Raw genomic sequence first — 13,965 nt, forward strand, 5'->3', positions numbered from 1 at the left:
GGATGCCGGCCTGCCCGGCATCCGATCCCCTCCATGAAAAGCATCTATCTCCTGGCGGCCGCCACCCTGGCCGCCCTGGCGGTGCTCGTCGCCTTGCCCATGGCGTTCGTGGCGCTGCAAGCCGTCTTTCCCCATCTGGGCGAAGGTTCGCTACGCGATCCGTTCGGCGCCTGGCCTGCGACGCTGGGCAGTCCCGGCACGCTCAGCCTGATCGGCGGCACGCTGAAACTGGGCCTTGGCGTGGCGGCGGTCAGCGCGGCCATCGGCATTCCGCTTGGTGCCCTGCGCGGGCTGTTCCGCGTGCCGCTGGCGCGAATGTGGGACCTGCTGTTCCTGGTTCCCTTTCTGCTTCCGCCGTACATCGCCGCGTTGTCGTGGACGATGGCCCTGCAGCCGCGCGGCTATCTGGAACAGCTGACGGGCTTCAATCTTGGCCCGCTGCTGTTTTCGCCGACCGGCGTGACGTTGGCCATGGGCCTGGCGATCTTTCCCGTCGTGTACTTCGCCGTCTCGCGCAGCATGGCGGCCACCGGCGCGCGGATGGCGGACGTGGCACGCGTATTCGGCGCGGGTCCGTGGCGCGCCTTCGTGCGCGTCACGCTGCCGCTGGCGCTGCCTGCCATTGCCGCCAGCCTGCTGCTTGCGTTCACGCTCGCCATCGAGGAGTACGGCGTACCCGCGGCGCTCGGCTCGCAATCGGGCGTTGCCGTGCTGACCACCGCCATCGAACGCCGGCTGGCCGACTGGCCCATCGACCTGCCCGGCGCATCGCTGCTGTCGCTGGTGCTGGTGGCGCTGGCCCTGACCGCCTACGCCGTCCAACGCGCCGCGCTGGCGGGCCGAGGTTTCGAAACCACAACTGGCAAGCCTGCGCCGCTGGCGCGCGTTGAACTCGGCCCATGGCGCGCCCCCGTGCTGCTGGGTTTTGCCACGGTGGCGTTGATTGCGGTGGCGGCGCCCCTGGCCTCGATGCTGACTGCCGCGCTGACGCGCAACGTGTCGGGCGGCCTCGCGGCCGGCAATCTGACGCTGGCCAACTTTGCCGCGCTGTTCGATGCGCGTGGCGACGCCTGGGACGCCTTGTCGACCAGCCTGTCGCTGGCGAGCGGGACGGCGTTCCTGGCAGGTGCGGTGGGATTGCTGGCGGCGTGGTGCATCGCGGGGCGGCACGTACGCGGGGCCGCGCTGATCGACGCGCTGGCCCTGCTGCCCGCGGCATTGCCCGGCGTGGTGGTCGGCGTCGGCCTGATCCTGGCGTGGAACCAGCCGTTCTGGCCGGCCACGCCTTACGGGACCTGGGGCATCCTGCTGCTGTCGTACACCTGCCTGCTTCTGCCCTACCCGGTGCGGTATGTCGGCGCGGCCTTGGCGCAGATCGGCGCCAACCTGGAAGCGGCGGCGCGGGTCCATGGCGCCAGCGCAGCGCGCGCGCTGCGGCGCATCGTCCTGCCGCTGGTGTTGCCCGGGCTGGCGGCGTCGATGCTGATGGTGTTTGCGGTGGCGTCCCGGGAACTGGTGACGTCGCTGCTGCTGGCGCCGGCCGGCGTGCAGACCGTGTCGATCTTCGTGTGGCGGCAGTTCGAGCAGGGATCAGTGGGAGAAGGCATGGCGATGGCCACGGTGGCCGTTGCCGTCAGCCTGTTGCTGATGCTGGGCGCTTCCGGCATCAGCCGCCGCCAACCCCGCTAGCAGGCGGGGCGGCAGGCACGCGCATCAGAGCTGTCCGGGCACCACCCGGTTGCGCCCCTGCCGCTTTGCTTCATACAGGCCCCGGTCAGCGGCCTGGATCAGTTCGGTGCACGGCTGCCCCTCTTGCGGCACCGCCGTCGCCAGCCCGATGCTGACCGTCAGCCACGGGCCAAAGCCCGCGTCGCGCTGGGGAATCTGCATGGCTTCCACGGCGCGGCGCAGCTTTTCGGCCGCCAGCCGCGCGCTGCCGCCCGGCGTGCCCGGCAGCACCAGCGCAAACTCCTCGCCGCCAAAGCGCGCCGCCAGGTCGGTGGAACGGTCGCAACTGGCGAAGATGGTGTTGGCCACGCGCTTGAGCGCTTCGTCGCCCGCAATGTGGCCATAGGTGTCGTTGTAGGACTTGAAGTGGTCCACGTCGATCATCAGCATGCTGATCTCGCGGCTGTCCCGTCCCGCGCGCTGCCATTCGGCATTCAGGTATTCATCGAAGTAACGCCGGTTGCCCAGACCGGTCAGGCCATCCGAATTGGTCAGGCGGCGCAGCTCCATATTGCTTTCCAGCAGTTGCTGCTGGCTCTGGCGAAGCGCCTGATAGGCTTCGTCGCGCTGCACCAGCGCCATGTACGAACGCGAGTGGTAGCGGATGCGCGCGATCAGCTCGATGGAGTCCGGCAGCTTGACCAGGTAGTCGTTGGCGCCCGCCGCGAAGGCTGCGCTCTTGATGGCGGGATCTTCCTTGGTGGACAAGACAATGATGGGGATGTCGCGCGTGACGGGATGGGCGCGGTATTCGCGCACCAGGCTCAGGCCGTCCACGCCGGGCAGCACCAGATCCTGCAGGATGACCGTGGGCCGGGTCTGGATCGCCACGCTCAAGGCCTTGTAAGGGTCCGAGCAATAGTGAAAATCGATGTTGCCCTCGGGCACGAGCGCGCGCCGGATCGCTTCTCCAACCATGACCTGGTCGTCGACGAGCAACACCATCGCCCCATGCGAATTGAGATCCGCTGAGATCGTGTCGTCGGGGGATGGGAGCATAGTGAGTCCTTGATGCTAACGATGTCCCGCGGCTCAGGCGAAAGCCTGAATGACGCGGGACGCGATTTGTTCGAGCGGCCGGATTTCCACCGCGGCCTGCATGGCCGCGGCCGCCTTCGGCATGCCATAGACGGCGCTGGTGGCCTGGTCTTGTGCGATGGTCAGGCATCCACGCTCGCGCAGCGCCTTCAGGCCGCGCGCGCCGTCCTGGCCCATGCCGGTCAGCAGCACGCCGACCGCGACGCCGCGCCAGTGCTGCGCGACGCTATGAAAGAAGACATCGATGGAGGGCCGATACAGGCTTTCGCGGGGGCAATCCGTGTACCGGAGGGTACCATCCTCGAGCAGAGTCAGATGGTCATCCGTGCCCGCCAGCAGGATCTGGCCGGGCAACGGCCGTTCGCCTTCGCGCGCCAGCCTGACCGGCAGCGGCACCTGGTCATTGAGCCAGTCCGCCATGCCCGCCGCAAACGACGCGTCCACGTGCTGCACCAGCACGATGCCGGCCGGAAAATCCAGGGGAATGTCGCGCAGCAGTTGGGCCAGCGTCGCCGGGCCGCCGGCGGACGCGCCCACCGCGAGCAGCCGGCGCGTGCTCGCGGGCGCCGCAGGCTTGCTGACCGGCGTCAATGCGTCACGATTGCCGTAACGGCCGATCAGCCAGCCGATGTTGCGGATCTTGCGCAGCAGCGGCGCCGCCGCCGTGCGCATGTCGGCGGCGCCGACCACCGGCGTGTCCACCGCATCCAACGCCCCGTGACCCATGGCGTCAAAAACGCGCGACGTGTGGCCCGCCACGTCGGAGGTGACCACAACGATTGCGCAGGGGGTTTCGGCCATGATGCGGCGCGTGGCCTCGACGCCATCCATGACGGGCATGATGAGATCCATCAGCACGACATCGGGACGGTCGCGGGCGCATTGCTGGACGGCCTCCAGACCGTCGGACGCCGTCCAGGCGACCTCCAGGCCGGGTTCCAATGTAATGACTCGCCGCAGGACTTCGACGGCGAGGGGCATATCGTTGACGATCCCGATTCTCACGTCCGTGCCTTCCCGATGAGGTCTTCAACGGCGTCGAGCAGCGCATCATCATGGAAGCTGCCCTTGGCCAGATAGTAGTCCGCGCCAGCATCCAGCCCGCGCTGCCTGTCCTCTTCCCGGTCCTTGTACGACACCACCATGACGGGCAGGGTCTGCAGCCTGGGATCCGCCTTGATCCGCGACACCAGCTCGATGCCGTCCATACGCGGCATGTCGACGTCGGTCACGATCAGATCGAAGTCCTCGCTGCGGAGCATGTTCCAGCCATCCATGCCGTCCACGGCGACCGCCACATCGAAGCCGCGGTTCAACAGGAGCTTGCGCTCAAGCTCGCGAACCGTCAATGAATCATCCACCACCAGCACGCGCTTGCGGCGGCGCGTGGCCGCCGCGCCCGACCCGCTGTCGACCCGCGACAGCCGCCCGCCCTCGATCAGCTTCTGGACGGACACCAGCATGTCCTCGACGTCCAGGATCAGGAGCGGCGTGCCGTCATCCATGAGCGATCCCGCCATCACGTCCTGCACCTTGCCCAGGCGGGGATCCAGCGGCTGCACGACCAGCGTGCGCTCGCCCACGTAGCGGTCCACGGCAATGCCGTAGAGCCGGTCATGGTCGCCCACCACCACCACGGACAAGGTATCCGTGGCTGGCGCGGCCTCGCCGGCGCGCAGGATCTGGCGCGCCGACACCAGGCCGATCTGCCGGTCCTGGAACCGGAAATGCTGCTGGCCCTCCAGCTGCTCGATGTCCTGGGCGTCCACTTGCAACGCGTGGCTGACGTACGCCAGCGGAAACGCGTAGATCTCGTTCTGCACCTCGACCAGCAGGCTGCGCACCACCGACAGCGACAGCGGCATCTCCAGGACAAATCGCGTGCCCCGCCCCTGCTGCTGGTAGACCCGTACTGCGCCGCGCAACTGGCGCACCATCGTCTGGACCACGTCCAGCCCAACGCCGCGCCCGGATATCTCGGTCACCTCGGCACGCGTGCTGAAACCCGACAGGAACAGGAATTCCAGCAACTCGGCTTCGCTCAGGCGCGACGCGGTCTCGGCATTGGTGAGCTTGCGTTCGACGACTTCTTCACGCAGGTGGTCCAGCGAAATGCCGGTGCCGTCGTCGGCCAGTTCGACCAGCAGCATGCCCGCCGAATGGCGCGCCGACAGCGTGATCAGGCCCTCGGCCGGCTTGCCCGCGCGTTCGCGGACGTCGGGCGCCTCGATGCCGTGATCCACGGCGTTGCGCAGCAGGTGCATGAGCGGCGCATCCAGCTTTTCGAGGATGTCCCGGTCCACCTGCGTGTTTTCGCCCTCGATTTCAAGGCGAACCTGCTTGCCCAGCGAACGCCCCAGATCGCGCACCATGCGCGGCATGCCGCCCACGCCGTCGCCAAAGGGCCGCATGCGGCAGGCGAGCGCGGTGTCATAAAGGCGCCGCGTCAGATGATTCATGCGCCAGCCGAATTCGTCGACTTCGCTGGCGCGCTGCGTCAGCTCGCGCTGGCATTGTTCAAGGATGCGCTGGGCGTCGTCCAGTGCGGCCTGGCCGCGCGCGTCCAGTTGCTGATCGGCCAGCACGGCCCGCAGGCCGTCCAACGCGTGCGCCGCGCCCGTCTGCATTCGCCGCAGCCGCAGCATGGCCGTGCTGAAAGGCCCCACCCATTGCGATTCGACCAGGGTCTCGCTGGACAAGCCCAGCAGGCGGTTCAGCGTGTCGGCGGTCACGCGCAGCACCCGCTCGCCCTCGCCCACGCTGCCGTCCGAACTGCGGCGCGAGGGCACGGTGGCGGGTGCGGTCGGCTTTGCGGCGGCAGCCGGCGCGGCGGCGGCAGGCTCGTCTTCGATCCGCACGATGGGCGGCAGGTAGTCCGACGGCCGCCCCGCGCGCGGCCCCGGCGCTGGCGGCGTGCCGGACGTGCTGGGCGCCTTGGAGGCGTTGGGCAGATTGGGCGCGCTGCTCAGCCGCGCCACCAGATCGCCGATCTCGGCGTCCAGTTCCACGCCCGGCGTTGCGACACGCTGCAGCAGGTCGGTGCCCAGCAGCAAGGCATCGATGTCGGCGGCTTGCAAAAGCAGACGGCCTTCCTGCGCGGCCACCAGGCAGTCTTCCATGGCGTGCGCGATGCGTACGGCCGGATGCAGATCCACGATGCGCGCCGCGCCCTTGAGCGAATGCGCGGCGCGCATGCAGGCTTCAAGGTGCGGCGCGGACGTGGGGTTCTTTTCCAGGGCAAGCAGCCCGTCGTTCAAGACCTGCACCTGGGTGCGGGTCTCGATCTGGAACAGCTCGAGGAGCGAGGCGTCGCGCATCTGATCGGGATTCAAGCGAGGCTCCGTTCCAATGCCTGCATCAGCAGGGTTTCGTCCAGCACGCCGACGGCGCGGCCGCCGCAGCGCGCCACGCCGCGCGAATACTTCAGGCTTGCGCCCTGCACCGTCGACGGCAGCGGCTCCAGCGCCTCCAGGTCCACTTCGTGCATGCCTTCGACTTCGTCCACGGGCAGCACCACGGCGCGGCCCGCGCCGCCGAAAATCAGCATGCGGGCGGTGGCAGGACGCTCCCGCGCCTGCGGCGCCGCGGCATCCAGGCCCAACAGGCGCGGCAGCGACACGCACACCGTCAACGTGCCGCGCACGTTGGTCACGCCCAGCACCGCCGGATCGCGCCGGTGCGGCAGGCTGATGATGCCGCGCGTGCCGGCCACCTCGTCCAGCGACCGGGTCGGCAGGCCCATCCATTCGCGGTGCAGCCGGAACACCAGCAGCGAGGACAGATTGGCCGAATGCTGCGGCGGAGCGGCCTCGTCGGCCGCTTCCATGGCGGGCGGCAGACGGTCCAGGATACGCTTGGCCGCCGCGGCATACACCGGACAGTTGCGGCAATGCACATGCTCGGCAAGCTGCGGGCAGCTTTTGTCGCCGCGTATCCCGATGCGGTTCCAGCAGTCGTCCACGCCGGACAGGGCTTCGATCGCGTCAGTCACGTCGCGCCTCCCCGCGCGCCGCGCGCGCTTGCAGGCGGCGGGCGCTCTCGTGATCGCCATCCGACGCCACCAGCGCGGCCAGATGCAGCAACGCCTCGCGGTGGTTCGGGTCCAGATACAACGCCTTGCGGTAGGCGGCCTGCGCCTGCCGCGACTGCCCTTCCGCATCCAGCAGCAGACCTTGCAGATGCAGCGCGTCGGCGCTGGCGCCGTGGATATCGATGTGCGCCTGGCATTTCGCCATCGCATCGCGCACCCGGCCCAGATCGGCCAGCGCGGCGATCTCGCGCAGCGACGTCTGCGCGGCCTGCCCCGTTGCGGCGGCGGGCGGTGCGGATGGCGTATCGGCAATCGCCGCATGTGGCATCGGCAGCCGCGGCGCGGGCGTCTGCGCGACCGGGCGGCGCGGCGGCGTCCAGGCGTGAACGATGGGACCCTGGCCGGACAGCGGCGCGCGCGCAGCAGCCGGCATCTCTGCCGGCGCTGGCGCAGGCTTGGCGCGGAAGGCAAAGGACCGCGCGAGCGGCACGGCAGGCAGGCGGCGGCCGGTCAGAAGACTGGTCTCGGCCGGTCCCACGAACAGCACACCGTCATCGCGCGCAAACCGGCGCAGCACCTGCACTGCCCGTTCCTGCGTCGCCAGGTCGAAATAGATCAACAGGTTGCGGCAGAACACGAAGTCATACGGCGCAGCGCCCGCCAACAGGTTCGGATCAAACAGGTTGCCCGGCTGGAACCGGACCTGCCCGCGCACGCGCGCAGCCAATTGATGGCCGTCCGGCACCTCTGAAAAATGGCGATCGCGGAACGCCAGATCGCCTCCGCGAAACGAATTGCGGCCGTACACGGCGCGCTGGGCGAATTCCACCATGCGCACGCTGATGTCGATGGCATCCACATGAAACCGATGCGGCGGAACGCCCGCATCCAGCAGCGCCATGGCAATCGAATACGGTTCTTCGCCGCTGGAACACGGCACGCTCAGCACGCGCAACATGCGCCCTTCACAGCCAGGCGCGAACAACCGCTCGCGTGCCAGCGCCGCCATCGCATCCTGCGATTCCGGATACCGGAAGAACCAGGTCTCGGGCACGATCACGGCTTCGATCAACTGCTGCATTTCTTCAGGCCAGGCCTGCACGCGCATCAGATAGTCCTGCTCATCGTCCACGCCGGCCGCATGCATCCGGTGCCGCACCGCGCGCTCGACGGCCGCCTGGCCGATGGAGCCGCTGTCCAGTCCCATGCGGCGCTTGAGCAGCCCGCTGAATTCCTCGACCAGGCTCATGGCTGCGCCTCGGCTGCCGACGCATTGCCGTCAGACGGAAACAGCAGCGCCCGCACATAGGCGGGCAGCAGATCATTGACCGAAACGGCCTGCACCATGCCTTGCGCGTCGGTCAGGACCGGACCGAGATAGCGCGCCTCGGCATTGTCCAGCGCATGCGGCTGAAACCCCGACGGGTCGTAGTGGACGGTTTCGGTGGCCTGTTCCAGGATCAGCCCAAGCAGCCGCTCGGCGTCAGTGTGATCCGGCCGGTAGCGCACCAGCGCCACGCGCGTGCTGGTGACGGCGGCGAACGTGCCCGCGCCGGCCAGCGCGCTCATGTCGATGACCGGCACGGCAACGCCGCGGCGCTCCATCAAGCCCGCCACCCAATGCGGCGCACCCGGCACCTGCTTGAAGACGCGCAGCCCCAGCACTTCGGCAATATCCCCGGCGTCCAGCGCATAGCGATCCGCGCCAATTCTGAAAAGCAGGTACAGCCGGCGAGCGGAGCCGGCGTGGCTCGCGGCGGCGCGGGCGCGGACGGCAGGAGCAGTCATGGACGCGATCACACCTTGAAGCGCGACACGCCGCTGCGCAGGTCGTTGGCCACCAGTGTCAGCTCTTCAATGGCAAGGCTGGACTGCCGCAACGACTCCACCGTCTGCTGGGCCGCGTCGCTGAGCTGCTGCAGGGCCTGGTTAATCTGCTCGGCCCCGGTGGCTTGCGCCTGCATGCCTTCGTTGACCATCTGCACGCGCGGCGCCAGCGTCTGCACCTGCTGGATGATCTGCGAGAGCTGGTCGCCCACCTGCTGCATGTCGGCCATGCCGCGGCGCACTTCCTCGGAAAACTTGTCCATGCCCATGACACCGGCCGACACCGACGACTGGATCTCGCGCACCATCTGCTCGATGTCGTAGGTCGCCACCGCGGTCTGGTCGGCAAGGCGGCGGATCTCGGTGGCCACCACCACGAAGCCGCGGCCGTACTCGCCCGCCTTCTCAGCCTCGATCGCCGCGTTCAGCGACAAGAGGTTGGTCTGATCGGCCACCTTCGTGATGGTCGTCACGACTTGAGTGATATTGCCGGCCTTTTCATTCAGCACCGCCAGCTTGGCGTTGACCGAGCCCGCCGCGCCCACCACGTTGCGCATCGTGTCTTCCATGCGCGCCAGGCCCACCTGACCGCTGCCGGCCAGCGTCGCGGTCTGCTCAGCCGCGCTGGAGACTTCGGTCATGGTGCGCACCAGCTCGCGGGAGGTCGCCGAGATCTCGCGCGACGTCGCACCGATTTCGGTGGTGGTGGCGGCGACTTCCGACGCGGTGGCCTGCTGCTGTTTGGACGTGGCGGCAATTTCGGTCACCGACGTGGCCACCTGCACGGCCGAGCGCTGCGTCCGGCCGACCAGGCCGGTCAGCTCGTCGACCATGCCGTTGAAGCCGGTCTCGATGGCGTTGAATTCGTCGTTGCGCGCCAGCTTCAGCCGCCGCGTCAGGTCGCCTCCGCCCGTCGCTTCCAGCGTCTTCACGATGTCGTGCATGGGGTTGGCAATGGCGCGCATCAGCAGGTAGCCGCACACGATGGACGCGGCAATCGCCATCAGCAGGGACACCAGCATTCCGGTCTCGGCCGACTCCACGGATTTCTGGATGCTCACCGCAGCATCATCCGCCTGCTTCTTGTTTTCGATCACCATCCTGGCCAGGATGTCGCGCCCGCGATAAAACGACGGCCGCAACTCGGTCAGGATCCGCGTCTGCGCCCGCGCCGGATCCGCCAGCAGGGCCGGCGTCAGGATGTCGGCGCGGATGCGCTTGTACTCCAGCAATTCCTTCTGGAAGTCGTCGAACATCTGCTGGTCGTCCTGCCGGGCGATGGTGCGCCGGTAGAAGTCGATGTGTTCTTCAAGCTGCTGGTCGTTGCGCGGCAGGGCTTCCAGCGCGGCGCGGCGTTCGGCCTCGGTCGGCGCATTGAAGGCGTCCTGCACGACGACGAAGCCGGCGAACCATGCTGCCCGGATCGACGTGCTGTAGTAGATGCCGGGCACGGCGTCGGTGTTGATCATCTGCGCTTCCGCTTCGACATCCAGAAGCCGCCGGTAGTCCACCACCACCATCAACGTCATGATGGCAAGAATGGCCAGAAAACTGGCCATGATTCTTTGGCGGAGCGTCACATTCTTCATACCGGGAGACCTTTGTACTGTATCGACTCGTTGACGCCCTGCCGGGACGCCCCTGGGTATTTCCCCGCCGGCAATCAGCGCATTCCTGCTCGAATGTGGGAAATTTCGACAATTATTACAAAGGTGCCGCATCACAGCCATGAAAAACGCAGGAAAACGCAAAACATGGCTAGCTTGTCGGGAAAATGCAAAGTTCTATTACATAAAATCAAGCGTCCTTTGTTAGCGGGGGTACGCCGGCAGCTGAACCGGCGATGCTTCTGGATGCGGCCGGCGGGTCAGCCGGCGAAATTTACAGACGCGGCAGGCGGGTCAGCCCGCAGCCTCCCACAGCGCAACCGGCGGCCTGTCCTGCACCCAATCACGCGCCTTTTCGTACGCATGGGCCAGTTGCAGCACGGCAAGGTCGCCGCGCGGCGGACCGATAAGCTGCATGCCCATCGGCAGCCCTTCGGCGTTAAAGCCCACGGGCACGCTGATGACCGGGCAACCGGCCAGCGTCCACGGCGTGACGGTCTCCATCCAACGGTGATACGTATCCATCGGCCGACCCGCGATCTCCTTGGGCCAATCCAGGTTCACGTCGAACGGAAACACCTGCGCTGACGGCACCGCCAGGAAGTCGACGTCTTCAAACATGCGCAGCACCGTCTGATACCACGCGCTGCGTTCCTCGGTCGCCTGATAGATCTGGCGGGCGGTCAAGCCCTCCAGTCCCTCGACCTCCCAGATCAGCGCGGGCTTGACCAGCTTGCGCGTCTCGGGATTGTTGACCAGGGCATGGAACTGCCCGCCCACCATCAGGTGGCGGTGCGCCAGCCAGATACGCCATAGCCGGTCGCCCGCAAAAGGCACCTGGTAGTCATCGACCTGGCAGCCCGCGGTCTCCAGATCCTTCAAGGCCGCTTCGCAGAGATCCAGGATGCCGGGTTCCATCGCCAGGTAGCCGCCCCAATCGCCCAGCCAGCCCACGCGCTTGCCGGACAAGTCCGCATCCAGCGGCTGCGCGTATTGCGCCGGATCGTCCGTCAGCGACAGCGGCGCGCGCTTGTCGTGGCCGGCAATCACCGACAGCAGCAAGGCCACGTCGCGCGGCGTGCGACCCATGGGGCCTTCGTAGGAAAGCTGCTTCAGGAAGACTTCGGGCGACGGACCGGACGGCACACGCCCGGCCGACGGGCGCATCCCATACACGTTGCAGAACGCCGCGGGATTGCGCAACGAGCCGCCGAAGTCGCTGCCGTCGGCCACGGGCAGCATGCGCGCCGCCAGCGCCGCCGCCGCGCCGCCGCTGCTGCCGCCGGCCGTCTTGGTGACGTCATACGGATTGCCGGTGGCGCCATAGACCTTGTTGTAGGTGTGCGAGCCCAGGCCAAATTCCGGCACATTGCTGCGGCCGATGAAGATCGCGCCGGCGGCGCGCATGCGCTCGACCAGAATCGAATCGTGCGCCGTCACCACGTCCTTATAGACCAGCGACCCCATCGACGTGACCATGCCCCGCACGGCGGTCAGGTCCTTGGGGGCCTGCGGCATGCCGTGCAGCCATCCCTGCCACTGCCCCGCGGCCAACTGCGCATCCCGCGCATCGGCCTCGCGCAGCAGCTCGTCGCTATCGCGGCGCGCGACGATGGCATTCAGCTTGGGATTGACCCGGTCGATATGCGCCAGGTACGCCTGCATCACTTCACGGCAGGACACCCGGCGGCTGCGGATGGCATTCGACAGCGCGTGCGCGGGCATAGCGACGATGTCATTGAGCGGGGCGGGGGTAGGCATGGGCGTTCGTCTCCTTGGCGCGCGCCGCGGATCCGCCGGGCGCGTATTGTCATTGGGCGCAGCGCGGCGGCCAGCCGCGCGCATCGCGACAATACTACGCAAATCGGCAACGCCGCGCCCAGGGCATGAAGGCTGCCGCGCGCCGCGGACACTGGCGGGACGACGGAAACATGCCGCGCCGCCCGGCGCCCCGTCTACTGCCGCGCCAGACCGTTCTTGCCGATCAATTCCAGCAACCCGTCCGACAAGGTCCCGCGCCAGCTCAGGTAATCGTGACCACCCGCCACCTCGCGATGGGTCACGAGATAACCCTTGGCTCGCAGCACGTCGCGCAGATGGCGGTTGGTCTCCAGGATGCCGGGCTGGCCGCCGCGCCCCGATTCAAACAGGCCCGCGCCCAGGAAAAACCGCACCGGCAGCGTGCGCACCGCCACGAATTGCCGCGTCAGCCACTGGTCTTCCTCGCCGGGCGGCGACCACCAGTACGAGCCGGACTGGCTCAGCACATTGCCGAAGACTTCGGGATGACGCAACGCCGCATACGACGACGCCAGGCCACCATAACTTGACCCGCCAATCACCGTGCGTGCCGCGGGCGCTGCAATGCCCTGCTTGCGCGCCCACGGCATGAGCTCGCGCGCCAGGAAGTCGGCGAAATCCGGATTGGGCGGCAACTCGCGGCCGCGCGAGTCTGCGGTGGGGTTGTCGATCAGCACGGCCGCAGTCGGGGGAATGACGCCGGCCGCGATCATGTTGTCCAGGATGGTGGGCGTAGGCACGCGCCCCAGATAGGCGCCCGCGTCGAACAGCACCAGCACGTGGTTGTCCGGGCCAGCGGGCTTCCAGCCCGCCGGCCGGTACAGATGAATCGTGCGCGTATTGCCCAGGATGTCGCTACGCAGTTCCAGCGCCTCGACACTGCCGGCGGGCACGCCCGCGCGCGGCTCGACCCACGGCTGCGGCGGCGCGTCCGCCAGCTCCAGCACCGAATAGGTCTGGAACGCGTCGATGCCGCGTTCGGGATAGACCTTGGGATTGTTGGGGTCGGCCTGCGCCGTGGCGAGGATCGCGCGCCGCCGCGCCATGCCGGTCCCCGGCAGTTCCGGCACATCGGGCGCCAGCCGGTAAGACAGGCGGGCCGTCTTGGGCACCAGGAAGCTCACGTACCAGACGTCGGAATCGCCCAGCCGCGACAGCTGCGCGTGGTCCGTTGACGGACCGCCGAAGAGGCGCACGTTACGTTCCGCGCCCTGCCACAAGAAGGTCACACGGTCGTGCGTGGCGTTTGCCGGCTCGATCAGCGGCGTGCCCTGCCGCTTCATCTCTTCCCAGAACGTGGCCGTCGTGCCGCCCTGCGACAACGTCTGGGCCAGCGCGGCCAGGCGCGGGCTGTCCAGCGTGGGCGCCGGCGCATGCTGTTCGGACAGCGGCAGGCGTTCGGTCACGGACCATTCATACGCACCCTGCCCCTGCGCCCGTACGGTATAGACGCCATCGGCCGGCCCCACCAGCATCAGCACGCCGGCCGGCTTTTCGCGGTCGCTCAGGCGGCGGACATGGCGCCCTTGCGGGTCCAGCAGATCCAGCGTCACGCCGCTGTCCGCCGACCACGTTCCCGCCACGAATTCACCCTTTTGCATGGGGAGCGGCTTGTCGGCATGGCCCTGCGGCATGACCGCGCCTTGCGCTGACTGTGCAACCGCCAGGCCCGGCGCTGTCGCAGCCAGCGCAGCCGTTAATGCCGCTTTCAACGCAACGGCCATTGCCGTCGAAGTCAGGCCATTGCGCCGCCCGTTCATCTGTCGCATATCCATCCGCCTTAATAAGAATGGATATCATTATTGCCGAAAACGAATTCCTGTCCCGTCCGAGCACGCGTCCGAATAAATTACGCCGCGCCGTTTGAGCCATATCAACCCGCGTGCTTCCACCCTCGCCCTAAGATCGCCTCCTGCCCCCCGCCCGGAGACCATC

10 protein-coding genes are annotated in these 13,965 nt (G+C 67.8%); 1 reads left to right on the plus strand and 9 read right to left on the minus strand.

Annotated elements, in window-relative coordinates; genetic code table 11:
• Positions 1 to 33: 33 nt before the first annotated feature.
• The gene (locus KW836_RS17250) at positions 34 to 1,689 is read left to right on the plus strand and encodes an iron ABC transporter permease (protein ID WP_218344172.1); all 1,656 of its coding nucleotides are present in this window, start codon (positions 34 to 36) and stop codon (positions 1,687 to 1,689) included.
• 24 nt (positions 1,690 to 1,713) lie between these two features.
• On the opposite strand, the gene KW836_RS17255 is transcribed toward KW836_RS17250, so the two are convergent.
• The 9 genes from KW836_RS17255 to fes all read right to left on the minus strand — a co-directional run bounded on the left by KW836_RS17255 (position 1,714) and on the right by fes (position 13,664).
• On the minus strand, positions 1,714 to 2,727 hold the full coding sequence (locus KW836_RS17255; protein ID WP_175136234.1) for a PleD family two-component system response regulator: 1,014 nt from the start codon (positions 2,725 to 2,727) through the stop codon (positions 1,714 to 1,716).
• Positions 2,728 to 2,760: 33 nt separating this feature from the next.
• Positions 2,761 to 3,771, minus strand: a complete 1,011-nt coding sequence (locus tag KW836_RS17260) for a chemotaxis response regulator protein-glutamate methylesterase (protein ID WP_218344173.1) — start codon at positions 3,769 to 3,771, stop codon at positions 2,761 to 2,763.
• On the minus strand, positions 3,768 to 6,098 hold the full coding sequence (locus KW836_RS17265) for a hybrid sensor histidine kinase/response regulator (RefSeq protein ID WP_218344174.1): 2,331 nt from the start codon (positions 6,096 to 6,098) through the stop codon (positions 3,768 to 3,770). Before KW836_RS17265 ends, KW836_RS17260 begins: the two co-directional genes overlap by 4 nt.
• Positions 6,095 to 6,757, minus strand: a complete 663-nt coding sequence (locus KW836_RS17270; RefSeq protein ID WP_239212600.1) for a chemotaxis protein CheW — start codon at positions 6,755 to 6,757, stop codon at positions 6,095 to 6,097. Before KW836_RS17270 ends, KW836_RS17265 begins: the two co-directional genes overlap by 4 nt.
• On the minus strand, positions 6,750 to 8,045 hold the full coding sequence (locus tag KW836_RS17275) for a protein-glutamate O-methyltransferase CheR (protein WP_218344176.1): 1,296 nt from the start codon (positions 8,043 to 8,045) through the stop codon (positions 6,750 to 6,752). Before KW836_RS17275 ends, KW836_RS17270 begins: the two co-directional genes overlap by 8 nt.
• The gene (locus tag KW836_RS17280) at positions 8,042 to 8,584 is read right to left on the minus strand and encodes a chemotaxis protein CheW (RefSeq protein WP_175183726.1); all 543 of its coding nucleotides are present in this window, start codon (positions 8,582 to 8,584) and stop codon (positions 8,042 to 8,044) included. The genes KW836_RS17275 and KW836_RS17280 overlap by 4 nt, the downstream gene beginning before the upstream one ends.
• 8 nt (positions 8,585 to 8,592) lie before the next feature.
• Complete coding sequence (locus tag KW836_RS17285) at positions 8,593 to 10,212, minus strand: methyl-accepting chemotaxis protein (protein WP_175121204.1); 1,620 nt, start codon at positions 10,210 to 10,212, stop codon at positions 8,593 to 8,595.
• A 312-nt stretch (positions 10,213 to 10,524) separates the two neighbouring features.
• Complete coding sequence (locus KW836_RS17290; RefSeq protein WP_218344177.1) at positions 10,525 to 11,991, minus strand: amidase; 1,467 nt, start codon at positions 11,989 to 11,991, stop codon at positions 10,525 to 10,527.
• Positions 11,992 to 12,185: 194 nt separating this feature from the next.
• Complete coding sequence (gene fes, locus KW836_RS17295; protein ID WP_255595832.1) at positions 12,186 to 13,664, minus strand: enterochelin esterase; 1,479 nt, start codon at positions 13,662 to 13,664, stop codon at positions 12,186 to 12,188.
• Positions 13,665 to 13,965 lie beyond the last annotated feature (301 nt).

Origin of the sequence: Achromobacter sp. ACM05, assembly GCF_019218915.1 — a bacterium.
In the GTDB taxonomy this organism is placed as follows: Bacteria; Pseudomonadota; Gammaproteobacteria; order Burkholderiales; family Burkholderiaceae_B; genus Achromobacter; species Achromobacter animicus.